Raw genomic sequence first — 24081 nt, forward strand, 5'->3', positions numbered from 1 at the left:
GGTATCGGCGAGCGCATCGGTCGGATTACCGGCGTTCCACGGTTGCGGAATCCGTCGAATAGGTCATCCAGGAGGAGCGTCACAATTCGAGCTGACCCAGCTCGACGCGTCGCGTGATACCGAGTTTCGGGTAGGCCTTGTAGAGGTGATGCCCGACGGTCCGCGGGCTGAGGAACAGTTGCGCGCCGATCTCCTTGTTGCTGTGTCCCGCGGCGGCCAGCCGTATCACCTGAATCTCCTGCGGCGTCAACAGTTTCAGCGGATCATCGCGCTGCGCCACCGGGTGTTCGCCGAGCGCGGCCAGTTCGATTCGGGCGCGGCCGGCCCACGGTCGCGCACCGACCCGATCGAAAATGGCCATTGCCTCGCTCAGCTGGGTGCGCGCATCCGAACGGCGACGCCGACGGCGCAGCCATTCGCCGAACACGAGTTGCGTGCGAGCACGGTCGAAGGGGCCGCCGTGTTGATCGTGCAGGCGCAGTGCGGCGGTGTAATTGTCCTCGACTGCGTCGTCGGTGACCGCCAGCAGCGCGTGACAGCGGTGCAGAAGCGCTGTGCCCAAGGGACTTCGGACATGCTGTGCCCAGTGCTCGAATGCCCGCAGATGATCGCGGGCGCGCTCGGGCACCCCGCCGCGGACCGCTGCCTCCACATGGTCGGGGACGGCGCGGATCAGGAAGTCGTGCGCGGCGGGTCCGGTGCACACACCGTCCAAGGCGGCCAGCGCGGCATCGAACCGCCCGGCGGACAGGTCCGCGAGCGCGAGTCCCCAGGCCGCGAGCGCGGCATGCGTCGGATGACGCGCCGACAGCGTCGGGCCGATCTCCGCCGCGACCGACCGGGCTCGTGCCTCGTCGCCCGAAATCGCCGCCAGCCACACCTCGATCGCCCGCAGCACCACCACCTCGGTCATCATCTCGAGCTCGACACCGAGCGAAACACCTTCCGCCACGGAGGTTTCCGCCTGCGTGAACTGCCCGCGCAGAAGCTGGGCGAGCGCCACGAACTCCACCGTGTACGGAATCCACGCAACCGCGCCGGTGGTGCGGACACTGGTGAGCATGTCCGCCATCACAGCGGCGGTGCCCGCGTCGTCGGCCAGCATGACACCGCTGAACGCCGCGACGATCTTGTGCAGATAGTCGACGGTGTCGGCGCGCGCCTCGCGCATCTGCTCAGCCATGACATCGACCGCCGCTTCGGGACGTCCGGCGAGAAAGTCGGCCCAGGCGATCTGCGCCGCGACATCGGCGTTCAGCGGTGAATCATCCGGTAGCACCAGGGCTTTCATCATCCGAACCCCCTGCTCGAGCAGATCGGGCCGTCCGGCGTCGCGGGCGCAGCACACCGCCTCGGTCAGGATGAACACAGCACGTTCCGGCTCGCTGTCGACGACCAATTCCGCGGCGGCCAAGGCGAGTTCGGAGTCTGCGGCCGGTGAGGTGCGCTCGTAGGCGACCTGCGCCTTGATATGCGTTGCGTCGGCGGCGATTCCGCCGTCACCGGTGAGGGCGGCCGCTTCGGAAGCGAGCCGAGTCGCACGGTCCGGCCGGCCCGCATCGTAGGCGGCGCGGGCCGCCATCAGCAGCCGCCGGGCACGATGTCCGGCGTCGACGCTCAACCGGCCGGCCCGTTCGAACGCCGCCGACACCGCCATCGCGCCGCCGCGATGCTGCGCCCGCCGCGCCGTGTCCTCCAGTTCGGCGGCCACCTGCTCGTCCGGGGCGGTGGTCGCGGCGGCGAGATGCCAGGCACGCCGGTCGGCGTCCTCCGGTGCGGCGGTCAGGACACGAGCGAAGGCCGCGTGCACCGCGATTCGCTGATGATGGGTGGCCTGCTGGTAGGCGGCCGCGCGGATCAGCGGATGCCGGAATGTCAGGCGCTCGGTGGACAGCGTGACCAGGTCGGCCTGCTCGGCAGGCTCTAGATCGGCGGCAGTGAGACCGAACGCCGCGCCCACCCGCCGAATCGTGTCGACCGGCGCCCCGGTGTCGGCCGACGCGATCAGCAGCAGCGTGCGCGTCCCCGCGGGCAGCTCCGCGATCTGGGCCCGGAAGGTTTCCTGTACTCGGCGGGCCACCGGCAGCGGACCGACCTCGTGCACCGGGTCCGCCTGCCCCGCCCGTTCGGCCGTTCGCCGAGCGACCCCCAATTCGATGAGCGCCAACGGATTTCCGGTCGATTCGAGCAACACCCGCGCACGCCCGGGGACGGTGAGGCCAGCGGCCCGCTCGTCGAGCAACTTCCCGGCGTCCGCCCGCGACAACCCCCGCAACCGCAATGTCTCGATACCGGGCGTGGCAAACGGCAACGTGGTCTCCCGAACCGCGAAAACCACCGCGATGTCATCGGCGTGAAACCGCCGCGCCGCGAACAGCAACGCATCCGACGAACTTCGATCCAGCCACTGCGCATCATCGATCAGCACCAGCGTCGCCGTCTCGGCCGCCAACTCGGCCAACAGCGTCAAAGTAGCCGCACCGACCAAGAACCGATTCGCCTCCGCGGCCTCGATCTGCCCGAACGCCGCCCGCAACGCCTCCGCCTGCGGCCCCGGCAGTCCGTCGATCCGATCCGAATACGGATACAACAGAAGATGCAAAGCCCCGAACGCCAACTCGGCCTCGGATTCCACCCCCACCCCACGCACCACCCGCATCCCCCCAGCCGCACCGGCCGCATACTCCACCAGCGCCGACTTCCCGATCCCCGCCTCCCCCCGAACCACCAGCGACCGACTACGCCCGCCCTTGGCGTCCGCGACCAGTCCATCTATCGCGGCCCGCTCTGCATCACGCCCAATCAGCACGCCCGCCAGCGTAACGAGGCTCACACCGACATTCCCGGTGTCGGTCGGTCGAGGTCCACCATCGATTTGCTGACTTGACGGGTCAGCTGGTGCGGCGGGCGGCCCAGACCGTGCGTTCGGTGCGCAGGGCGAGATCGCCGTGGCGCAGGATGCTGTGTGGGCCATCGGTTTCGAGCAGCCGGTCGAGCGCGGTGAGATCCTCGGCCGAGATCGTGCCGGCGACGCCGTGGCGTAAGCGCTGCAGGACGGCGAGCGCGTAGCGGCCGACGGCCGGAGTCCGCGAGCCCTCGATGGTGGCGGTGAAGGTGCGCACGCCTTCAACGGTGAATCCGGCGGAGGTCAGCATCGGACCCCAGTCGGCGCCACGGTGGGGCACGTGCTCGGCGTGGAAGTGGGCGGTCGCGGCATGGCACCGCTCTTCGAGGCCGGGTCGTTCGGCGGGGGCGGTCTCCGGTAGGAACCGCGGTAGTCCTGCCAGTTCGACGACGGCGAACAGGCCGCCGGGCTCGAGTGCGTCGTGGACCTTGCCCAACACTCGGACAGGGTCGGCCATGTGGTGCATCGAGGCCGAGGCCCAGACCAGGTCGGGCGCACCGAGGTCGGGCCAGTCGGCGGCATCGAGGTCGGCCGCAACGGTGTTCACGCGCTCGAGCACCCCGGTGGCGCAGGCCTTGTTGTGTAGTCGGCGGAGGTGTTCGACGGAGGAGTCGACCGCAGTGACATGCGCGTCAGGGAAGTGCGAGAGGAGGGTGAACGTGCCGGCGCCCGTGCCGCTGCCCAGGTCCACGATTGAGCGTGGCGCTGCCTGGACGGGCAGCCATGCGGCGATGGCGGCGGTGGACTCGGCGAGGACTTCCGCATCCAGATCGAGGATCTCGGCTTGGCCGGTGGAGTCCGCGACATGGGTGGTCGCGTGGTGGGTTCTGCTCGAATGTGTGTGGGCCATGTCCACCACGCTAGGGCTTCATGCGGGAATGGCAACCCTTCTCCCGGTATGCGCAAGAAGTGGGTGGCCGAGAGTGTCGCACACGCAAATGCGCGGCTTCGGCGATCAGGTGCAGGAGCCGTTCGCTGTGCAGTCCTCGCTTCGCTCTCCCTCGCCGTCGCGCTGGTGGCCTCGGCGGGCGTCGCGGTCGAAGATGCCGAGGATTTCGCACGGGCCGCCTTCGGTGCCGATGGCGTGCGGCAGCATGGTGGGGAATTCGGCGGCCTGGTTGGTCTCGACGCGGAAGCGCCGGTGGCCCAGCATGAGGATTGCGGTGCCGGACAGGACGACCAGCCACTCCCTGCCGGGGTGCGCGCGCATGCGGGCGGGGTTGTCCGGCGGCGGTTCGGTCATCCGCTGGCGCACGACGCTCATGCCCGGTTCTCCCTTGATCGACCAGCGCATGAGCCCGTGCGCGGCATCGATCATCGGACTGATGACGACATCGTCGGCGGCGGTCTCCACCAGCTGATCCAGCGTGGTGTCCAGCGCGCGGGCGAGGGTGACCAGCTGATCGAGCGCGAGCCGTCGCTGGCCGTTCTCGATGCGGGAGAGAGTGGACTGGCTCAGGTGCGCGCGGGTGGCCAGTTCTTCGAGGGACCAGCCCTGCGCCACGCGTAAGGCGCGGATGCGTTTGCGTACGAGGCTGTCCAACTCACCATCTTCTTGCGTCATGAGCAACATCGTATGCCTTTCATGCAAGACGTGGTTATGGTCGCTCGTAAACGTCCAGAACAGCTGGACCAGGCATGAAGGGAATGGCTATGGCGGAGACCGCTTTCACCTACGCGTCCGACACACTGCCCGACCAGACCGTCGACGTCGTGGTGATCGGCGGGGGCGCCGCGGGACTCAACGGCGCGCTGATGCTGGCCCGCTCCCGTCGTTCGGTCGTCGTGATCGACAGTGGCGACCCCCGCAACGCGCCCGCCGAGGCCATGCACGGCTTCATCGTGCTCGACGGCACCCCACCCGCACAGCTGCTCGAGCGTGGTCGCCAGCAGGTGCGTCACTACGGCGGCCGGGTCGTGTACGCGACCGTGGCCGCTACCGCGCCTGCCGCCCCGTCCGCTGACGGTGACCTGCGGTTCGCCGTCACGCTGACAGACGGCCGCACGGTGACCGCGCGCCGTGTGCTGGTCGCGACCGGCCTGCGCGATGTTCTGCCCGAGGTGCCCGGCCTGGCGCAACACTGGGGCCACAGCGTGGTGCACTGCCCGTACTGCCACGGGTGGGAGGTCCGCGACGAGCCCATCGGCATCATCGCGACCGGACCGGGTTCGATCCATCATGCGCTGCTGTTCCGCCAGTTGACCGAGGACCTGGTCTATTTCACCGGCGACACCGACCTCGATGACGACACCCGCGCGCGCTTCGCCGCCCGCAACATCACCGTCGTCGACACCGCGGTGGCCGAGGTCGTGACCGCCGCCGACGGCACGCTCGCCGGCGTCCGGTTGACCGACGGCCGGGTCGTCGCCCGCCGCGTCCTCGCGGTCGCCACCCACATGCAGGCCCGCACCGCGGGCCTGGAAGGACTCGAGCTGCCGATGGAGGACCTGCCCGACAACATGGGCCGTCGTTTCTCCTCCGGTATGGCCGGAACCACCGACGTGCCCGGCGTGTGGGTGGCCGGTAACGCCACCGACTTGACCGCCCAGGTCGGCGCGTCCGCGGCGGCCGGCGCACTGGCAGGCGCCCACATCAACGCCGTGCTCGCCACGGCGGACACCGACGCGGCCCTGGCCGCGACGCACGCCACCACCTGACGGATCGGGCCCGCGTTCGTCCCGCGGGTCCGCATCGACTCGATTTCCCCAGTCCCCGGCGACCGGGCGCTGTCCCGGCGCCGACTTCGGCATGCCCTTTTTCGAGAGGAACCCATGAGTACCAACCAACCCGCGCACGCGGCCCCCATAACCAACAGTGCCGGGGGCACACCGGATGCAGGTCAGCTGCGCGCCATCCTGATCGCGGTCTCGATCGCGCTGATGGCTGTCATCGCCTCGGTGTCCGGGCTCAATGTCGCCCAGACCCAGATGGCTGTCGAGTTCGGCGCCTCGCAGAACACCATTCTGTGGATCATCAACATCTACACCCTCACCCTGGCAGCCCTGCTGCTGCCGCTCGGCGCCATCGGGGACCGGCTGGGCCGCAAACCCATGCTCATCGCGGGCCTGGCCGCTTTCGGCGTCGCCAACGTCGTGGGGGGCTTGGCCCCGAACGCCGAAGTCATGCTCGGCGCGCGCGTGATCGCCGGCATCGGCGCGGCCATGATCATGCCCATCACCCTTGCGGTGATCACCTCCACCTTCCCCGAAGAGCAGCGCGGTAAAGCGATCGGTGTGTGGACCGGCGTCGCCGGCGGCGGCGGCATCCTGGGCATGTTCCTGTCAGCACTGCTCGTCGACGTCGCCGACTGGCGCTGGCTGTTCGTTCTTCCTGTGGCGCTGGTCATCGCAGCCCTGGCCACGGCGCTCAAAGCGGTGCCCAACTCCCACGAGCATTCCGCCCACACCTTCGATACCGTCGGGGCGCTGATTTCCGTCGTCGCAGTGGTTGGTCTCATCTTCGTCCTGCAAGAAGGCCCCGAACGAGGCTGGACCGCACCCGCGACGCTGATCAGCCTCGCCGTGGGCCTCATCGCCTCCGCCGGATTCGTGGCATGGGAGCTGCGACGCCGCGACGCCTCGTTGCTGGATGTCCGCCTCTTCGGTGAGCGTGGCCTCGCCGGCGGCTCGATCACGCTGCTGGTCGTCTTCGGTGTCCAAGCCGGCATCGCCGTAGTGCTGTTCCCGTTTTTCCAGGCGGTGCTCGGCTGGTCGGGTCTGCTGGCCACGCTGGCGCAGATGCCCATGGCCGTGGCGATGATGATGACCTCCGGCTTGGCCCCCAAGTTGGCCGAGCGCATCGGCTCCCGCTCGACCATGGCGATCGGCATCGCAGTGGGCGGCGTCGGCCTGGCGCAAATGGCCCTGTTCGCCTCCGCCGACGGCGGCTACCTGTCCATCCTGCCCGGCATCATCGCCATGGGTATCGGCATGGGTCTGGCGATGACCCCCTCCACTCAGGCCATCACCAGCTCCCTGCCACAGGAGAAGCAGGGCGTCGCCTCCGCTCTCAACGACGTCACCCGCGAGTTCGGTACCGCACTCGGTGTCGCTCTGCTCGGCGCACTCGTTGCCACCGGCTACCGCAACTCCATCGACGGCAAGCTCGACGGCATCCCGCAGGACACCGCGGACACCGCACGCGAAGGCATCGCCAATGCCGTCGAGGCCGCCGACGGTGCAGGCTCTCACGCACAACAGCTGGTCCAGGCTGCGCAGCAGTCCTTCGTCGACGGTTGGCAGCAGGCCATGTGGGTGGGCGTTGGCGTCATGGGTGCCCTGTTCCTCTACATCCTCGCGGTCGGCCCGAAGAACACCGTCGCCTACCCGGCGCAGGACACCGAAGCGCCCGAGCCCATCGCATCGCGCTGACCACGCCACAACCTTCAGGTATCCCTCGGTTGACGGGCGGGCCCGGGCATCTCCAGCCCGGTGCCCGCCCGCTGCATGCGTGTAGCGGCACTCGAGGCTGAACCAACCAGACCTCGACCGGGAGATAGGCGCGGCGAAGTGTTGCGCGAAAGGCCGCCTCGAGGCAAACAGCCGAAACTGCCTCTGGCAGCACGGAAAACGATCCACCGCCGCTACCACGACCCCGACGACAACGCGGGCTTGGCCGACCTCGCCGAGGAATTCAGGCGAGACCGACCGTCGGATCGACTCAACTCAGCTGCGACCAGAGCAGTTCAGGCGCGACAGGCCATCCTCCAGCTGAGATCCGTCACGGTTTCGCCGGATTGGCTGAGGGCCCGCCACTTTCCGCGAGTACCGATCAACAGTGGTACGGCCGTCCCAGCGATCCTAGTTTTCAACGACTTTCGTTGACGTTACGTTTCGTTGGGCGAAACCAAACGTAAACGAAACCAATCGGGCGCTATGCAGGGGAGTCTTCAATCCTGACCGCCGATAATGTTCACTTATCGGAGGTTAGACCCAGATGTTGTGCGAGCGCATTCCCTTGCCTTGATACCAATTTCGTTTCGTGTGAATACGTCGAATATGACGAAAACAACGCTACGATTCCCAGGTGTCCAGCACTTGCAGCTATCCGGGATGCACCCGGCCCATCACGCGGGGCGGCGGCCCCGGACGTCCATCGGAATACTGCGAACACCCCGACCACACGCGATGGCGGGCGTGGCGGGAAAGGCAACGGCTGCAACAAGAGTCCGAGGCGCCCGCCGCTTCCGTCACTGTGACGCCACAGGGCCCGGTCACGGCCGCACGTGTGCGGGCCGACGAGCTGCTCACCCAGTTCCGTGGCCTCGCCGAACAACTGAGCAACAACCTCAATGCGGCGGTGGTCGAACTCTCCACGCTGGCCGATCCCTCGATCGCCGAGGCGCAGGTGCAGGCCGTCCAGGCCGATGCCGCCCGTCGCATTGCGGAGGCCGAGGTCGCGACGGTTGCCGCCGAGCAGGCGCGGCGGGAGGCGGAGGAGGCTCGCCGGATCGCGGAATCCGCCGCCGACGACGCGGCCGCGGCCGCGGAACGTGCGGAAACACTGGTCGCCGAGGCGAACACCGCGCGCGACGACGCGCTGGGTGAGGTCGAGCGGGTGAGCAAGCAGGCCGCCGACGACGTCTTCGCCGCCCGCTCCGACGCCGACGCCGAAATCCGCGCGGTGCGGCGCGAAGCTGCCGACGACGTCGAACGCTCCCGCCAGCAGGCGACCGAGGACGTCGACAAGGCGCGACGCAAAGCCGCCGCCGAGATCGAACAGGTGCGCAGGGAAGCCGCGCAACAGGTCACCGCGGCCTGCGCCGAACGCGACCTCGCCGTGCAGCGCGCCGCCGACGCCGACCGCGCCATCGACCGCGCCGAACAGGCCACCGCCGACCGCGCCCAAGCTCTCGCCGAAGCTCGCGAGGAACTGAGCCGCCTGCGCGGCGAACTGGACGCCACCCGAACCGAACTCGCCGACCTGCGCCGCACCGCATCCGCCGAGGCCGACGCCCGGCGCGCCGACGCGGCCGCATCGCTCGAGCAGGCGCGCGCCGAGGCCGCCGAACGCCTCGCCGCCCTGGACGACGCTCGCACCCAAACGCTCGCCCGCGCCGAACGCGCCGAACGTCAACTGGACGAGCTACTCGCCGCCGCGCGCGTCCCGGCCGCACCGGAACCGGTCGAGGGCTCCTGACCGAAAACCGGAGCCCTGCCGACGATCCAGCCCGCGGGCTAGGGTGCGGTATGGCTGTCATCCACCGCACGACCATGTCCCCGAAAAAGCAGGACCTGCTCGCCGACTGGCTGCCGAGCCGCCCGTGGTATCGCGGCGGGGCGCGACCGCGGCTGGCGAAAGCAGGCGGGTTCCGGCTCGACGACCCCGCGGGGGAGGTCGGCATCGAGTTCATGGTCGTCACCGACGATTCGGGCGCACGACCGGTGACCTATCACGTGCCGCTGACCTACCGCGGCGCCGAGCTGCCCGATGGTGCGCACGCGCTGATCGGCACCTCGGTACACGGTGTGCTCGGCCTGCGCTGGATCTACGACGGATCCGGCGACCCGATCGCCGTCGCACAGATCGCCGCGTTGCTGAGCGGGAACGCGCAACCGCAGGCGCAGGCGCAGAGCGACACCCCGGACCACTCCGTCGTCGTCTCGAACCCCGTATCTGATGCTGTCGCAACGGAATTCGCGGTGATGGACGAAGTCGACGACACAGAGATCACCCTCGTCGGCGGACCGCTTCTTCGCGTTCATCGGCGGCTCGATCCCGCCGCCGCGCCGCCGGGCATTCCCACCGTCACCGCGCCGTGGCGTGCCGCCGACGGTGCGGAGTCGCGGTCCGTGCTGCTGTCGGTGCACGGCTGATCAACGGACCGGCTCCGCAAATCGGGCAAATGACAGGCTAACCTTGTCCACCGGTCATATCATGGAGCTATGCCCGGAATCGATGGTGAGGGGCGTGTGGAGTCGCGGGTCCGTGGGGGACGGGAGGCGATTCTGGTCGTGGGTGTCTGCTCCGTCGCCCTCGGCATGCTGATCGCGGTCTGGCCGGACAAGACCGTACCGATCCTGGAGCTATTGTTCGGCCTGTATCTGCTGACCAACGGAGTGGCGCAGCTGTGGCTCGCGATCGGCGCGCGGTTCGCGCTACCGCTGCGGACGCTGGTGTTCGTCAGCGGGCTGCTCACGGTGGTGATGGCCGTAATGTGTCTGCGCGGAGGGAATTCGGTGCTGCTGCTCTCCATGTGGATCGGGCTGAGCTGGACCATTCGCGGCATCACCCAGGCCACCGTGGCGGCATGGGACGAGCAGCTCTCCGACAGCGGGCGGCACGAAGTGTTCGGGCTGTTCACGATGCTCGTCGGCATCGTCGTGCTCGTCCTTCCGCTGGAGGAACTGGGCACCCTCGGCGTGATCGTCGGTGGCTGCCTCATGGTGCTCGGCGGGCTCGAGGTCGCGCTGGCGGGCGTCGGCCGGGGCAGCACGGTCCGGATCCCTGGCGCCACGGGAGTACCTTTGCCGCGCAGTTGAACTGGCGGGTCGTGCGTGTAACCGGTTCACTGTCTTTATGGCACCCACGGATCAGCGGCGTAGTTCGGCACGGCCACCGGCACCGGGTTCGATGCGGTCACCGGCGGAGCTCATCGTCGTCACCCACGGCGCGGCGCGTCCCATCGGACCGATCGCGTTGCGCGACAACGCCGCCGGGCGATCACACCTGGCGGCGTCGCTGCCCGGTGGGGCGCGGCTGTCCCCGATCTTCGGCCCGGCCGATCGGCTGCCGGGCCGATTGCGCGGCACCGATCAGGAAGCGGTCGCCGCGCAGTACCTGAACTACTTCGCGGTGCTCGGCGTCGCGGACGACCTAGAATCGGTTGCTGAAGAGTTGCGGGCGCACGATGTGGTGGCCGGCGCGTACGTCAAACCACCGGCGGAACCGCCGCTCGCGCCGCTGTCGACGGCGGTGCCATCGGCGGCCACCGTGCCACCGGTGACGCCGAATTTCCAAGCCAGGCAGGGATATCTGGACACCGCACCGAACGGCATCGACGCCCGCTGGGCGTGGACCCGGCCCGGCGGGCGTGGAACGGGTGTACGGGTGATCGACATCGAGGGCGCGTGGCGCTTCACCCACGAGGACCTCAGCCAGAACCAGGGCGGAGTGATCGGCGGCGAGCCTTCCGCCGACGAAGGCTGGCGCAATCACGGCACCGCGGTCGCGGGCGAGATCAGTGGTGACACCAACTCGTTCGGCATCACCGGCATCGCGCCGGAGGCCACGATCCGCGCCGTCTCGGTATTCGGCCCGGGATCGGCGACGGCGATCCGCACCGCGGCCGACGCGTTGAGCGCGGGCGACATCATCCTCATCGAACTGCACCGGCCCGGACCGCGCCGCAACTACCAGGGCCGCGCGGACCAGCTGGGTTACATCGCGATCGAATGGTGGCCCGACGACCTCGCCGCGATCCGCTACGCCACGGCCCGCGGTGTCATCGTGGTGGAGGCGGCGGGCAACGGCGGCGAGGACCTGGACGCCGCGCTGTACGACACCCGTCCGAGCGGATTCCCGGAGTCGTGGCGCAACCCGTTCCGCGGCGGCGCCGACGATTCCGGCGCGGTGCTGGTGGGCGCGGGCGCACCGCCGCCCGGCACACACGGCAACGATCACGGTGCGGCGCGGTCGCGGCTCGCGTTCTCCAACTATGGATCCCGCGTCGACACCCAAGGATGGGGTCGCGAGGTGACCACCACCGGATACGGCGACCTGCAAGGCGGCAGCGACGAAGACTACTGGTACACAGACGAATTCAGCGGCACCTCCAGCGCTTCGCCCATCGTCGTCGGTGCGGTGGCGTGCTATCTCGGCATCACGGCCACCGGTTTCGGGATGCGCGAGCCCGCGCAGGTGCGCGAACTGCTGCGGGCCACGGGGTCTCCGCAGACCGATGCCGTAGGCAGGCCCGCCACCCAGCGGATCGGAAATCTGCCCGACATACGCGCCATGGTGGGGGAGCAGTAGTTCGTCGTCGGCCGTGGTGTTGCCCCGCGAGATTCGCTCGCACCATGCGCGCCGCTCTCGGGCGCGGTTCAGAAGACAGGCTGTCCTTTCCGCTGGCGCGCGTCCGCTCTTGTTGCGAGTGTGCGCGCCCCGGAGGACGTCGCGGGTGTGTCGATGCAGCCTTCCGTCGACAGTTGCACCACTCGAACAGCGAATACCGCACTGGAACAACGGGTCTGGGTAAGGCGCCGCCGATAGGTGAACCGCGGCACAACATTCGATGGCATACAACCGATACCCGATTGAACTCTGCACGTTTGCCGCCGCCCCGGCGAGACCTCTCCCGTGGTGTCGCAGCGCCGGACGCTGGAGCGCCCTCCACGCCGCAGAACACGTGCTGACCTGCGTCGAAGTCGTCTGTAGCCAGCCGACAGCGTGCCGCCGAAATGCGTTCACCCGCAGTCGAATCGCCCGTGTCGGCGGGTTTGCGCGGAGTGTCGGACCGACGCAAATGCCGGTATCGTTTCGGCGCGCGCGGACAGGTGCCCGAATGCCGTCGCGAGATCCGACCGAGCTGTGACATCGAGGAGAACTGGTGGCTATCGACACTGTCCGCGAAGAACAGGCGATCCGCCGGTTGACCGACAGCCTGGTCGAGAGCTATACCGAAACCCACTCCGCCGAGCAGATCGAGACCGCGATCGGCTCCGCCCGCCAGCGCTTCAACGGCCGCCCGGTGCGGGAATTCGTGCCGATCTTCATCGAGCGGATTGTGCGCAAGGAACTGCAGCCCGAACCTGCCGACACCCCGGCCGAACGCGTCGTCACCGTTTCGGCGACCGCGGACGGCCCGCGCGTGGACCTCACCACAAGGCTGCGGCAGTCCCCGCTGAACAACAAGCGGTCGCTCGCACTGCTCGGCGGCGCCGCGGCCGTGGTGGCGTTGCTGGTCGTCGCACTGGTGGCGCGGCAGCCCGATCCCGCGCCGGCGGCGGCTCCCGATGCCGGGCTCACCACCGTGCGCGGCGTCGTCGGGTCGGAGAAGATGGCGTTCTTCGAGGACCCGCGTGTCGTCGCGGCGCTCGCCCGGCACGGTCTGAAGGCCGAGGTCGAGCCCGCCGGTTCCCGCCAGATCGCCTCGATCGACCTGGCGAACCACAGCTTCGCGTTCCCGTCCAGCGCGCCCGCGGCCGAGCGGATCCAGCGCGCCCGCAACGTCGCCACCAAGTACACGCCGTTCGCCTCGCCGATGGCGATCGCCACCTTCCGCCCGATCGCCGACCTGCTGACCGCGGCGGGCGTGGTGCGGCCCGGTCCTGTCCCAACCTTCGATGTGGCCCGCTACCTCGAACTGGTCAGCCGCAATACCGAGTGGGCGCACCTGCCGGACAACACCACCTACCCGGTGCGCAAGAACATCCTGGTCTCCACCACCGACCCGCGCACTTCGAATTCCGCCGCGATGTACCTGGCCATCGCCGGGTTCGTCGCGAACGACAACGCGGTCGTGCAGGGCGCGGAGGCCGAGCAGCGGGTGCTGCCGATCGTCTCGCGGCTGTTCACCGGCCAGGGGTACGCGGAGAACTCGAGCGCGGGCCCGTTCCAGGAGTACCTCGCCGCGGGGATGGGCCCGACGCCGCTGGTGATGATCTACGAAGCCCAGTTCGTCGAGGCCGCGGTGCAGGGGCAGCTGAAGCCGGACATGGTGCTGACGTACCCGTCGCCGACCGTCCTGTCCACCCACACGCTGGTGCCGCTGGACGAGTCCGGCGACCGGTTGGGCCGCCTGCTGTCCACCGATGCCGAACTGCAGCGACTGGCGGCCGAGCACGGTTTCCGCACCGGCGACGCGGCGCAGTTCGCCCGGGTCAGCGCGGAGAACAAGGTGCCGGTGCCCGCCGAATTGATCGACGTCGTGGACACGCCGACCTTCGAGACCTCGGAGCGTCTGCTCGACGGGGTCACCCATTCTTTCAACTGAGAATGTTGCGTTCGGGAGCGTCGCGACGATCATTAAGTTGTAAACGGAAGTGTGACCGAGGGCCCGAGCGCCTTGTGCGCACGGATCGGCCCTGGTGAGTAGCCGGAACGTGGGGAATCGAGTAGCCCGGCACTCGTGGCCGTGACCGGGTTTGGTGCCACTCTCCCAGTAGAGGTTGGAGAGAGAGGAGCCCCCCATGTTCGGGATCCATACCCACGCGCTCGAGCGTTCGGGCGCCATGGCGGGCACGACCGGGACGCACGCCATGCTGGTGTTCGGCACCGGCGTCGACTGCTACTTGTCGCATATGCCGACGTTCGAGGCGCCCCACAACTACCAGGCGCTGCTCGCGGTCGACCTGGACGAGCACGGTCGGCGCGCGCTGGGCGCCGACCGCAGGATCGGGTACGAGGGGTTCCACACCTTCGAACCCGACTTCTTCCCGCTCGCCGAGCTCGATCCGCGCGGCGAACATCCACGCACCGAGCTGCGCGGCACCCTGTTCCGCGGCCACTTGGAGCGCGGCGGCCCGATCATCGCCCGCGATGTCGTGGCCACCGTCCGCAGCGTCGTGTACTTCGCCGAACTCCAGCCCGGCGGCGAAGAACTGCTCACGCACCTGTGCTTCGGGCGGCCGGGTCGGCTGTATCTGGCGCACCGCATCACGCGGCGGCCCAGCTTCGATCAGATCGTGGCCGCGCGCCTGATCCCCGGCACCGTCACCGACATGCTCGGCAATCCGCTGCCCGACGACGTGCGCGAGCTGGGTTTCGACACCGCGCAGCCGATCATCCTCGGCCAGCGCGAGTTCTACGGTCAGCGCCTGCGGACCGGGGAGATCGCGGTGGCGGCGTTCCGCGCGACCCCATCCGTCGGCGGTGCGCAGGGGTTCCTCGCCGAAATCGCGGTCGAACGTCAGATCTACTTGGAAGTCGCGGATCTCGGCTGACCCCCACGCGATTCGCCTGGAGTCAATACACCGGAGGTCGCGGCACGCTCTGATTTCGGTTCGTGCGCGAATCGCCCCGACGGCTGACGCGCCCCGGTCGCGGGGGCGGTTAACGTCGAATCATGTCCGGTGCCACCGAATCCGTGCTGCCCGCCGCGACCATCGGACGGCGGATCGCGGAAGTCGACATCCTGCGCGGTTTCGCGCTGTTCGGGATTCTGATCACCAATGTCACAGTCGCGACGGTGCTGTGGTCGTTCGACGGCACCAGGGACGCCCCGCGGCCGCACTATCAGGGCACCGTCGACCAGATCGTCACCGGCATTGTGGACGCGCTGTTCTCCGGACGCTTCTACCTGCTGTTCGCGTTCCTGTTCGGCTACTCGTTCACCCTGCAGATCGCGGCGGCGCAGCGGGCGGGGGCGTCGGCGAACGCGCGGCTGTTGCGGCGCTGCGCGGCGTTGATGGCGATCGGGCTCGCGCACGTCTTCCTGCTCTGGATCGGCGACATCCTGACCCTGTACGCGCTGCTGTGCCTGATCCTGATCTTGTTGCGGAAGCTGCGGCCGCGCACGGCGCTGATCACCGGGGCGGTGCTGTACGTGCTGTGGTGTCTGTGGGCGTTCGTGCCCGGACCCGCGGGCGGCGGCGACGTGTACCAGGAGCTGGGCAGACTCATCGACCTGCCCGCGTTGCGCGAGGGCTACACCGGCAGTTTCACCGACACCGTCGACGTGCAGCTGTCGCTTGCGCCCGCCTTCCTGCTGCTCACCTGGGTCGCCCAAGGGGTGACCAGTCTCGGTCTGTTCCTGATCGGCATGGCGGCAGGCAAACACGGCCTGTTCGAGGACGGCGAGACGCTGGATCGATGGGCGCCGCGCGTGCTGGCGATCGGGCTGTGCCTCGGGCTGCCGATTTCGATGGTGACGTTCGCGAACTCGGTCGGCTGGTTGAACGCGCCGTGGTGGTGGGTCGGTGTGCAGGAGTTGGTGAACCCGGTGATGACCTTCGCCTACATCGCGGGCATCGTGCTGCTCGCCCGCGCGCCGCGCACGGCTCCCGCGATTGCCCGGCTCGCGCCCGCGGGCCGGATGGCGGCCTCGAACTACATCGGGCAGTCGATCGTGATGATGGTGCTCTACACCGGCTATGGATTCGCGCTCGCCGACAAGGTGCCACCCGCCGGGGTGATCGGGCTGGCGCTGCTCACCTACATGGCGCAACTCGCGCTCAGCGCGTGGTGGTTGCGCGACCACCGATACGGGCCGGTGGAATGGCTACTGCGGGCGGCCACCTACCTGCGTGTCCCGGCGTGGCGTAATTCGGATCACGTCCGCGCGAAAAGGGATTGACGCCAGCGGGATTGGGCCGCTAATTTTGCAGGCCTCATGGGTTTGATCTTCCTGTTCTTGTGATCGCGCCGCACGCGTCGAGCCTCGCTCCGCGTCGGTAATCCCCGCACCTCCACACCGTTTTCGCGGTTGCGCCGTTGTGTGCGGGTTCCCATCGATCCGGCCCATCGGCCGAGAACAGGAGGTCGCCCATGCTTACCGCTGCCCAACTCACCCTCTCCGAGGTCACCAAACGCTACGACGAACGGGTCGTGCTCGACCGGGTGTCGCTGACCATCAGGCCCGGCGAAACCGTCGGCATCATCGGCGACAACGGATCGGGCAAGTCGACGCTGCTGAAGGTCATTGCGGGCCGCGAACGCCTGGACAACGGGACGGTGACGGTCACCGCTCTCGGCGGAATCGGTTATCTCGCACAGACTCTCGGGCTCCCGGGCGCGGCGACGGTGGCCGACGCGATCGACCTGGCGCTGGCCGACCTGCGCGAGCTCGAGCACCGGTTGCGTGCCGCCGAAGCGGCGCTCGCGCTGCCCGGCCCCGTCGAGGAGCGGCTCGATGCCTACGGCGAGTTGCTCGCCCGTTTCGAGGCGCGCGGCGGCTACCACGCCGACACACGCGTCGACATCGCACTCACCGGCCTCGGCCTGCCCGGACTGGATCGCTCGCGACGGCTGGACACCCTGTCCGGCGGTGAGCGATCCCGGCTGGCGCTGGCCGCGACCCTCGCTGCCGCGCCGGAGCTGCTGCTGCTCGACGAGCCGACCAACGACCTGGACGACCGGGCCGTGGCCTGGCTCGAACAACACCTGCGCGAGCACCGCGGCACCGTCGTCGCGGTGACTCACGATCGGGTGTTCCTGCAGCGCATCACCTCCACCATCCTGGAGGTGGCCGAAGGCGCGGTGACCCGGCACGGCGACGGCTACGCCGGTTACCTCGCCGCCAAGGCCGCGCAGCGGCGTCGCCGGGAACAGGAGTACGCCGAGTGGAAGGCCGAGCTGGCCAGGAACCGTCGCTTGGCGCAGTCCAATGTCGTTCGGCTGGAGTCGATTCCGCGCAAACTGCCGCTCGCGGTGTTCGCCGCGGGACCGTTCCGTGCGCGCGGGCGCGACCACGGAGCAATGTCGAGGATCCGCAACGCCAAAGAACGGGTGGCGCGGCTGACCGACAACCCGGTCTCCGCACCGCCGGACCCGCTGCGGTTCGGCGCCGACCTCGCCCGGGCCAGCGAGCCCGAAACTACAGGCGCGGTGGCCGAACTCGCCGACATCGTCGTCGACGGCAGGCTGCGGCTCGACGGCCTGCGCATCGCCGACGGCGAACGGCTGCTCATCACCGGCCCCAACGGGGCGGGCAAGAGCACGCTGCTTCGGGTTCTCGCCGGTGAGCTGGCTCCCGGCCGGGGGTCGGTGCGCGTCGCGGGCCGGGTCGGTTTCCTGCGTCAGGAGGAACTGCCGTGGCCGCCGCGGCTGACGGTGCTGGAAGCGTTCGCGCTGGATCGCCTCGGGCACCCGGACGAACACGCCGACACGCTGCTGGCCATGGGCCTGTTCCGTCCCGCGGAACTGCGGCTGCGCATCGGCGAACTGTCCTACGGGATGCGCCGCAGGCTCGAATTGGCCCGGCTCGTCGGCGAACCCGCCGACCTGCTGCTGCTCGACGAGCCGACCAACCACCTCGCGCCCGCGCTGGTGGAGGAGTTGGAGGCCGCGCTGGCGGACTATCCGGGCGCGGTCGTAGTGGTGACCCACGACCGTGCCATGCGGGAGCGCTTCGGCGGTACCCGAGTGGAGATGTCGGCGGGTGTGCTCGCCGCGTGACGATTCCGCGCCGCACGGATACGTTCCGTGTGGCGCGGAACCGTTTCTCGGTGGTTCCGCGCTCACTGCAAGACGGTGTCGATCAGCGCCTCGATCTAGCCGGGTTCGGTTGTGCCGCCGTGGATCACGATGTGGAACCGCAGGACGCCGCCGTCACGGCGGAACGTTCCGCCTGCGCTGTGGCATCAGGTGTTGGGGTCGGGTGCCGACCGGACGATGATGCCGTGCAGGACAACATCGAGAAGGCGGTCCGCGGCCGGGTCGGAGGCACCGGACTGATCGCTGGTCCAGGCGATCGCACTGGCGATCTTGACGATGTCGTCGGTGGTGGCGTCGGGGTGCGCACGTCCGGCCTGTTGGGCGCGGGTCAGCAAGGTGTCGGCGGCGGCCATCGCTGCGGCGCAGTGCGGCGCCAATGGGCTGTCGGGCGACTCGAGGGCCCGCACGATCTCTCGGAAAGCCCTCGGACGCGGCGGATGTGCAACACCAGCGCGGCAACCCAGTGCCGCAGATCCGCAGCCGGATCGGGACCGGCGTTCAGGCCTGCAAGCGCTTCCAGCCGAACTGTTCACCATCCCGGTGCAGCAGTGGAAGCTCCTGGCCACTCTGGGAGGCGGCCGATGAACGAGACGATCCACTGGCGGGCCTGAACACGGCCATGGCCACGTCTTCCCCCCAGCCTGCTGACCGCGACAACACCCGCACGCCCGAGAAGTGATTCAGGACCGCGGTGCAGACAGGAGGTCGAGAAGCAAGTCGGCGAATTCGACCGGTGCATCGGTGAAACCGCTGTGACCACCGGGAAATTCGGTGACCTCTATGCCGAGCTCGGCGGCCAGGGCGTAGGCGGGGCGGGCGGGCAGGTGGTCGAAGGTGTCGCGGCCCGCGCCTATCACGAGGCAGTCGGTGTGTGGGCGCAGGGCGGTGAGGTCGGGGTGATGCGAAGTGAACTGGCGCAGTTCGTGTTCCATCATCAGCAGGGCATTGGCCATCAGGCGGGCGAGCATCGCGGCCGTGCGCGGTGGGACGGAATCGGGAGCCGGGAGCGGTTTCAGGGTTCCGCCGATGCCCTCCAGGAAGCGGGCGGAAGCGGCGGCCGGACGGTCGGTGCGGAACAGCCGATGCACTTCGGCGACGAATGCGCGTTGCTCGGCCGCATCGGGCAGTAGTTCGAAGAGCGGGGGCTCGTGCGCGATGACGCGGGAGATCCGCTCTGGATGCCGGGCGAGCAGGTCCAGCGCCACGATCGCACCACCGCTCCCGCCGAAGATCGACGCGAATTCACCTGCGGGCGTGAGGTGTTCGAGCAGACGAAAGGGCGTCGTCGGCCTGCACGTCGACGCGCTGGTCGACCGGGGTAGGGGAGTCGAGAGTGCTGTGGGAGTAGCCGCGCGGGTCGATCGCGACGACGGTGTAGTGCTCGGCGAGGGTGTCGGCGATCGGGTCGAAGATCACGGCGTCGCCACCGCTGCCCGGCAGGAGCAGCAGGATCGGGCCGCGACCGCGGGTCTCGTAGTGCAGCGTCGCACCGGGCACGCGCAGGGTCGCGGCGGCGGGCTGGGTTCGGGTGCTCATGAATTCGCTTTCTCGTCGGCTGTCGGCCAGTGGGTGAGCGCGGTGTGCAGGGCGTCGAGGATCGCGGCCCAGGACTCGTCGGTAGGACGGGAATGGCCGAACCCGCCCGCCGCCTCCAGCGTGGCGAAGCCGTGAAAAGTGCTGCGCAGCAGCCGGACCGCGTCGGTGAGCGCGGGCTCGGTCAAGCCGTAATCACGCAACATGCCGTAGGTGAGCTCGACGGCACGCACGAAACCCGGCGCATCGGTGACGAACTCGGGATCGAGGGGAATTTGGGTGGCGGCGTAGCGGCCAGGGCAGCGCAACGCGTAGTCCCGGTACGCGCCCGCGTAGGCGACCAAGGCGTCCTTGCCCGACCGCCCGGCCACCGCGTCGGCGATCGAACGGGTCTTCTCGTCCGCCGCCAGGATCGCGACGCGGGAGCGTAGCTCGCGCAGATTCGCGACGTGCGAGTACATGCTCGCGTCCTTCACGCCGAACTGCCTGGCCAGCGCCGACACGCTGATGTTGTCGAAACCGACTCGATCCGCGAGATCCGCCGCGGCGCGGGTGATCCGGTCCGCGGTCAGACCGGCGCGTGGTGCCATCGTCAACTCCAAACCTAGTATCTCTAGGAATTAGCCTAGAGGCTCTAGGTTTAACTGTCCAGGCCCAAGACAGCTATTGCTACGGGGAACCGCAAACTAGGTACGGACACCAGGCCTGCGGGCGGGTGATGTCCAGGGCTGATACCCATGGGGTAGCCGAGGCGGCGACCTGACGACTGCCAGTGCCCGAGATCGGCCGTGTGACCGTACTGCGGTGGTGGCAGCGGCCGTACCACCGAAAACGTCTGCGGCCTTGAGGGTGTGCAGGATGTCGCCAGCGAAACCCCCAGCGCAGCACACTATTAGATCGGTAGTACGCCGCGGCGTCGTCGGTGTTGCAGGTGGGCTGGTATGGCCAGAACTCCGGTGCCCTGGACACGAGTGTGCGGGCCGAGGGCTTCCAGATTCACCGACAGTCGCCGCGAAGCTCCTCGCGCACCGAATACCTGATCCTGCAGGGGACTTGCCATATCGAGATCGTGTTCGTCGTCATCGTCGGGCGCATGACGCTCATCGGAGTGCTCTCGCAGCACCTTCACATACGCCTCGACGCGATCGGTCTCCGCTGGTGGCGGGTGCGGCCCGCGTCGATGGTCGTTGGCTTCCAGCCACGCATACAACCGATCCAGCGGGGCGGTCGGATCGACTTCGCCGGACCGGTAGATCCCCAGATCGCCGGACGATACGCAATGCATGCGTATTTCACCGTCCCGAGCGACACACCATTGACTCCAACACCCCGGCGCGTAGTCGTCGACGAATTGCTCGTACCACTGCGCTGTTCCGAACCGCATGCTCAATTGCTCCATGCGCAGGTGCATCTCGAACCGCTTCTGCGCCGACGGCGCATCCGGATTTCCACCTAGTGTGTCGTCCTTGTAGAACACCAAGGTCCAGCCATCCAGTGCCGGGGTGACGAACACCTGGGGGTAGACATCCCTGAGGTATTCCTGCACGTCGACGTTGTCGGTCCAGTCATAGAGGGCGCGAATCGTCAGCGGCTTTGTCCCCTGCCATGGCGCGAATCCCATCCGCAGCGTCGCGGGAACCGGGTCGCGCAGATCGAAGGCGTCCAGGACTGCGGCCTGATCGGTGGTCGGCAACGCGTACCACGATCCGGACAAGTCCTCGAAATCCAGCGGCTCTGGTGTCTCGAGCTTCTGTTTCATCCGGATCAACCGCTCCAGCACCACCAGATCGTCCGTCGGCAGGTGGTTCCACCCGAACTCGGCCAGCATCGTCAACGCCGCCCGCCGCGCCAACCGGTCCGACCGCGGCACCGACTGCAACGCACCCACCACACCTAGCCCGAACACCGACAGAGCCGATATCGCCTGCTGCCGGACGTCTTCGAGCGAACTGCCCAGCAGCGCCACAACAACGGGCAGGTGCCGACACTGGTGTGCGACAACGTCATCACCGCAATCCTGGGAAACGCAATCCCAGGAAAACTGACAGGAGACGACCGCCGCAGGCGATTGCTCGGGCAGGAACTCGGGCACCCGAGTCTCGGCCGGAAGTCCGAGCATGACCCAAAGCCGCGCACGCAGACCGCCTTTCGGCGCTTGTGCCAGCGCAGCGACCACATCGTCGAAGAAACTCGATCGGCGCAACACCTCGATACAATCGGGCCAGGCATAGTGGAAGCGCTCATCTGCCAGCAGATCCAGCGTCAGCACGACAAAAGGATCGTCTTCTGTCCCCCTGGTATCCATCCACCGTGTTCGGCGTCGGATCTCGGGATCGGCGTCGGTCAGCAGTCTCCGGAATTGCTCCGTGTCGAGACCGTTGATCAGCAGTGCGAAGAAGTTGTCTCGATTCCCATCGTCGACAACCCGATCCAGCGCATCCCAAGTCTGCTGCCGTACCCTCGGTTCCACATCGCTGGCCAGCCCGCGCGCGTCGTCCAGCAACTCGGCTGCTTCGCTGCGGAGCCTCCACCACTGCTGCGTTACCGAGTGTTCAGCAATCAGCGCCCGAAGCCTGTCCAGGTCGATCGTCGCCACTTCCGCAATCTACTAGCAGGCCTCGCACCGTGTCGGGGTCGAGTCGGATGGCGGCTCAGGATCCGGTGCTTTACCGACCCGATGCCGCTTCCGAAGGGCGGCCGCCCGCAGAGGTGTCCAGTCGTGCTGCCGACCTCGTCGCATGTCGCAACGCCCAGGTCGTCGAAGCGTCATCGCTGCGACCCGGACATCCGCAGGTCGATCGGCAGTGGCCGCAGCCCGGCGATGGTCTGGTCGAGAAGTGTGAAACGCGTTCGGTGTGAGGTACTTTCGGTGAATGGGCGGAGTTCGGGGGTGGTGCCGAGCGATCGGCGCGATGGTGCTAATGGTGGCCAGCACGCTGGTGAGCGTCGGTACGGCCGAGGCGGATCAGCCCGCGCTGGACTGGGCCAATTGCGCTGTGATCGACCAGATTCCAGGTCTGGAGCGGTTGCAGTGCGCCACCCTCGACGTGCCGATGGACCACGCCGCGCCGGGCGGCGCCACGGTGCGGATCGCGCTCTTCAAAGCTCCCGCGCGTGATCCTGGGCAGCGCCGTGGCAGCCTCGTGATCAATCGAGGTGGGCCCGGTTATCCGTCGTCGGGATATCTGGCGGGCCTGGTTTCCGGTGCGTTGCCGTCGCCCTGGGACGACCGGGTCTGGGATCGCTACGACGTGATCGCGGTCGATCAGCGCGGCATCGGCTTCGCCACGCCGGCGGTGCTCTGCTTCGATACACCCGCAGCCGTCGCCTCGTTCGGCGCCGATGCCACGACAGTTCCGATGAACCCGCAGGATGCCGCGGTGCGCGCGGCCCGAGACGCCGAGTTCGCCGCGGCGTGCAGGCAACGCTACGGTGCCCTGCTCGACCACCTGACCACGGCGGCGGTCGCACGAGATCTCGACCTGGTCCGCGCGGCCCTCGGTGAGCCGAGACTGAACTTCCTCGGTCAGTCCTACGGCGCCGCGCTCGGCCTCGTCTACGCGAATCTGTTTCCGCACCAGGTCGGTTCGTTCGTTCTGGACAGCGTGCTCAATCCGGTGTGGGCTTCGACCGGCCCGATCGATTCGGTGCCGTCGGAACGAACCGGTAGCGATGTTGCGACGACAGAGGCGATGAACGAAGCGCTCCGCCTCTGCGCCGCGGGACAGTCCTGCGCTTTCGCCGTCGACGATCCGGTGCGGGCCTTCCCGGTCCTGCTGGCCGAGCTGCGGGAGCACCCGATACCGCTCGTCGCGCCCGACGGCGGCAGGACCTCGCTCACCTACGCCAAGCTCGTCTCCTATCTGGGTGGTGCGCTGTATCAACCGTGGCTGTGGCGTGAGTCGGGTCCCGACCGGCTGCTGCACCTCGCCTATCGGGTGTCGACCGCCCCGACCGACACCGAGGCGGCCGAGCTGGCTCGGCTCGTGATCGAGCAGATCGATGCGGGCGGACTCGACCGCGGTTACTCGCTGTTGGACGGCCCCTACAGCGCTTTCACCTGCAACGACGACCAGCTGCCGCGTTTCGCTCCCGCGTGGTGGGCGAGCGCGCAACGCCGCGAGGCCATCGCACCGGGCTTCGCGACACTGCGGGCTTACGGCACCAGCATGTGCGCGTTCTGGCAGTCGGCACCGTCGGACCGATACACCGGCCCGTGGGAGGTGCGGACCGACACCCCCGCGCTGATCCTCAACAGCCGGTTCGACCCGGCCACGCCCCTGGCCGGCGCGCTCGATGTCGCCCGGCGGCTCGACGGCAGCCGGGTGCTGATTCACGAGGGAATCGGTCACATCGTGACCCAGCAGTCGAGCTGTGGCGTCCGCGCGGTCTCCGACTACCTGACCGCAGGCACTCTGCCCGCCGAGGGCGCGACCTGCGACCCTGACACGATCCCGTTCGCCTGAGTGTCCGAAGATTAGTGGCGCTCAGGAGACTGAGCGTTGCGGGAACTCTGGGCGACCTGTGAGATCCCCGCACCAGTCCTCGC

At 68.5% G+C, this 24081-nt stretch carries 19 protein-coding genes; 11 read left to right on the forward strand and 8 right to left on the reverse strand.

Going from position 1 to position 24081, the window contains the following annotated elements; translation table 11 throughout:
- Positions 1 to 79: 79 nt before the first annotated feature.
- From NL1_RS14470 to NL1_RS14480, 3 genes are all read right to left on the reverse strand, one after another.
- A complete protein-coding gene (locus tag NL1_RS14470) occupies positions 80 to 2974 on the reverse strand; it encodes an ATP-binding protein (protein ID WP_084510583.1) in 2895 nt (964 codons plus the stop codon).
- Complete coding sequence (locus NL1_RS14475; protein WP_067839539.1) at positions 2892 to 3755, reverse strand: class I SAM-dependent methyltransferase; 864 nt, start codon at positions 3753 to 3755, stop codon at positions 2892 to 2894. Before NL1_RS14475 ends, NL1_RS14470 begins: the two co-directional genes overlap by 83 nt.
- Before the next feature lie 105 nt (positions 3756 to 3860).
- Complete coding sequence (locus NL1_RS14480) at positions 3861 to 4469, reverse strand: XRE family transcriptional regulator (protein WP_218024413.1); 609 nt, start codon at positions 4467 to 4469, stop codon at positions 3861 to 3863.
- 89 nt (positions 4470 to 4558) lie between these two features.
- Between NL1_RS14480 and NL1_RS14485 the strand changes: the two genes are divergently transcribed.
- The 10 genes from NL1_RS14485 to NL1_RS14530 all read left to right on the forward strand — a co-directional run bounded on the left by NL1_RS14485 (position 4559) and on the right by NL1_RS14530 (position 17960).
- The gene (locus NL1_RS14485) at positions 4559 to 5563 is read left to right on the forward strand and encodes an NAD(P)/FAD-dependent oxidoreductase (protein ID WP_067839392.1); all 1005 of its coding nucleotides are present in this window, start codon (positions 4559 to 4561) and stop codon (positions 5561 to 5563) included.
- A 114-nt stretch (positions 5564 to 5677) separates the two neighbouring features.
- Entirely contained in the window at positions 5678 to 7276 is a 1599-nt protein-coding gene (locus tag NL1_RS14490; protein ID WP_067839395.1) for an MFS transporter, read from the forward strand.
- A gap of 655 nt (positions 7277 to 7931) precedes the next feature.
- The gene (locus NL1_RS14495) at positions 7932 to 9044 is read left to right on the forward strand and encodes a coiled-coil domain-containing protein (RefSeq protein ID WP_245673262.1); all 1113 of its coding nucleotides are present in this window, start codon (positions 7932 to 7934) and stop codon (positions 9042 to 9044) included.
- Between the two features lie 50 nt (positions 9045 to 9094).
- On the forward strand, positions 9095 to 9721 hold the full coding sequence (locus tag NL1_RS14500) for a maltokinase N-terminal cap-like domain-containing protein (protein WP_067839400.1): 627 nt from the start codon (positions 9095 to 9097) through the stop codon (positions 9719 to 9721).
- A gap of 69 nt (positions 9722 to 9790) precedes the next feature.
- Positions 9791 to 10387: a DUF308 domain-containing protein gene (locus NL1_RS14505; protein ID WP_067839403.1), complete on the forward strand. Its 597-nt coding sequence runs from the start codon at positions 9791 to 9793 to the stop codon at positions 10385 to 10387.
- A gap of 91 nt (positions 10388 to 10478) precedes the next feature.
- The gene (locus NL1_RS14510; RefSeq protein WP_067839406.1) at positions 10479 to 11879 is read left to right on the forward strand and encodes a S8 family serine peptidase; all 1401 of its coding nucleotides are present in this window, start codon (positions 10479 to 10481) and stop codon (positions 11877 to 11879) included.
- Between the two features lie 574 nt (positions 11880 to 12453).
- A complete protein-coding gene (locus NL1_RS14515; RefSeq protein ID WP_245673264.1) occupies positions 12454 to 13839 on the forward strand; it encodes a three-helix bundle dimerization domain-containing protein in 1386 nt (461 codons plus the stop codon).
- Between the two features lie 196 nt (positions 13840 to 14035).
- Entirely contained in the window at positions 14036 to 14788 is a 753-nt protein-coding gene (locus NL1_RS14520) for a hypothetical protein (RefSeq protein WP_067839409.1), read from the forward strand.
- Positions 14789 to 14910: 122 nt separating this feature from the next.
- Positions 14911 to 16140, forward strand: coding sequence for a DUF418 domain-containing protein (locus tag NL1_RS14525; protein ID WP_067839412.1), 1230 nt, complete (start codon positions 14911 to 14913; stop codon positions 16138 to 16140).
- Positions 16141 to 16331: 191 nt separating this feature from the next.
- Positions 16332 to 17960, forward strand: coding sequence for a TlrC/CarA/OleB/SrmB family ABC-F type ribosomal protection protein (locus tag NL1_RS14530; RefSeq protein WP_067839415.1), 1629 nt, complete (start codon positions 16332 to 16334; stop codon positions 17958 to 17960).
- Between the two features lie 185 nt (positions 17961 to 18145).
- On the opposite strand, the gene NL1_RS14535 is transcribed toward NL1_RS14530, so the two are convergent.
- The 5 genes from NL1_RS14535 to NL1_RS14550 form a co-directional block, all read right to left on the reverse strand.
- On the reverse strand, positions 18146 to 18406 hold the full coding sequence (locus NL1_RS14535; protein ID WP_156094848.1) for an SbtR family transcriptional regulator: 261 nt from the start codon (positions 18404 to 18406) through the stop codon (positions 18146 to 18148).
- Positions 18407 to 18679: 273 nt separating this feature from the next.
- Complete coding sequence (locus tag NL1_RS14540) at positions 18680 to 19204, reverse strand: hypothetical protein (protein ID WP_245673266.1); 525 nt, start codon at positions 19202 to 19204, stop codon at positions 18680 to 18682.
- A 37-nt stretch (positions 19205 to 19241) separates the two neighbouring features.
- The gene (locus tag NL1_RS39005; protein ID WP_218024414.1) at positions 19242 to 19535 is read right to left on the reverse strand and encodes an alpha/beta fold hydrolase; all 294 of its coding nucleotides are present in this window, start codon (positions 19533 to 19535) and stop codon (positions 19242 to 19244) included.
- Positions 19532 to 20122, reverse strand: coding sequence for a TetR/AcrR family transcriptional regulator (locus tag NL1_RS14545; RefSeq protein ID WP_067839421.1), 591 nt, complete (start codon positions 20120 to 20122; stop codon positions 19532 to 19534). Before NL1_RS14545 ends, NL1_RS39005 begins: the two co-directional genes overlap by 4 nt.
- Before the next feature lie 302 nt (positions 20123 to 20424).
- On the reverse strand, positions 20425 to 22128 hold the full coding sequence (locus NL1_RS14550; RefSeq protein ID WP_067839423.1) for a hypothetical protein: 1704 nt from the start codon (positions 22126 to 22128) through the stop codon (positions 20425 to 20427).
- Between the two features lie 277 nt (positions 22129 to 22405).
- Between NL1_RS14550 and NL1_RS14555 the strand changes: the two genes are divergently transcribed.
- Positions 22406 to 23998 (forward strand): alpha/beta hydrolase, encoded by a 1593-nt coding sequence (locus tag NL1_RS14555; protein WP_084510586.1) that lies wholly within the window; start codon positions 22406 to 22408, stop codon positions 23996 to 23998.
- Positions 23999 to 24081: the final 83 nt, after the last annotated feature.

The organism is Nocardia lijiangensis NBRC 108240 (assembly GCF_001613045.1).
GTDB lineage: Bacteria > Actinomycetota > Actinomycetes > Mycobacteriales > Mycobacteriaceae > Nocardia > Nocardia lijiangensis.

Excerpts from the sequence above, each read along its gene's own strand:
- NL1_RS14475 (WP_067839539.1), bottom strand. The coding sequence starts at position 3,755 with ATGGCCCACACACATTCGAGCAGAACCCACCACGCGACCACCCATGTC.
- NL1_RS14545 (WP_067839421.1), bottom strand. The coding sequence starts at position 20,122 with ATGGCACCACGCGCCGGTCTGACCGCGGACCGGATCACCCGCGCCGCG.
- NL1_RS14480 (WP_218024413.1), bottom strand. The coding sequence starts at position 4,469 with ATGACGCAAGAAGATGGTGAGTTGGACAGCCTCGTACGCAAACGCATC.
- NL1_RS14500 (WP_067839400.1), top strand. The coding sequence starts at position 9,095 with ATGGCTGTCATCCACCGCACGACCATGTCCCCGAAAAAGCAGGACCTG.
- NL1_RS14555 (WP_084510586.1), top strand. The coding sequence starts at position 22,406 with ATGGGCGGAGTTCGGGGGTGGTGCCGAGCGATCGGCGCGATGGTGCTA.
- NL1_RS14510 (WP_067839406.1), top strand. The coding sequence starts at position 10,479 with ATGCGGTCACCGGCGGAGCTCATCGTCGTCACCCACGGCGCGGCGCGT.
- NL1_RS14490 (WP_067839395.1), top strand. The coding sequence starts at position 5,678 with ATGAGTACCAACCAACCCGCGCACGCGGCCCCCATAACCAACAGTGCC.
- NL1_RS14520 (WP_067839409.1), top strand. The coding sequence starts at position 14,036 with ATGTTCGGGATCCATACCCACGCGCTCGAGCGTTCGGGCGCCATGGCG.
- NL1_RS14505 (WP_067839403.1), top strand. The coding sequence starts at position 9,791 with ATGCCCGGAATCGATGGTGAGGGGCGTGTGGAGTCGCGGGTCCGTGGG.
- NL1_RS14530 (WP_067839415.1), top strand. The coding sequence starts at position 16,332 with ATGCTTACCGCTGCCCAACTCACCCTCTCCGAGGTCACCAAACGCTAC.
- NL1_RS39005 (WP_218024414.1), bottom strand. The coding sequence starts at position 19,535 with ATGAGCACCCGAACCCAGCCCGCCGCCGCGACCCTGCGCGTGCCCGGT.
- NL1_RS14485 (WP_067839392.1), top strand. The coding sequence starts at position 4,559 with ATGGCGGAGACCGCTTTCACCTACGCGTCCGACACACTGCCCGACCAG.
- NL1_RS14525 (WP_067839412.1), top strand. The coding sequence starts at position 14,911 with ATGTCCGGTGCCACCGAATCCGTGCTGCCCGCCGCGACCATCGGACGG.
- NL1_RS14470 (WP_084510583.1), bottom strand. The coding sequence starts at position 2,974 with ATGGCCCACACAGCATCCTGCGCCACGGCGATCTCGCCCTGCGCACCG.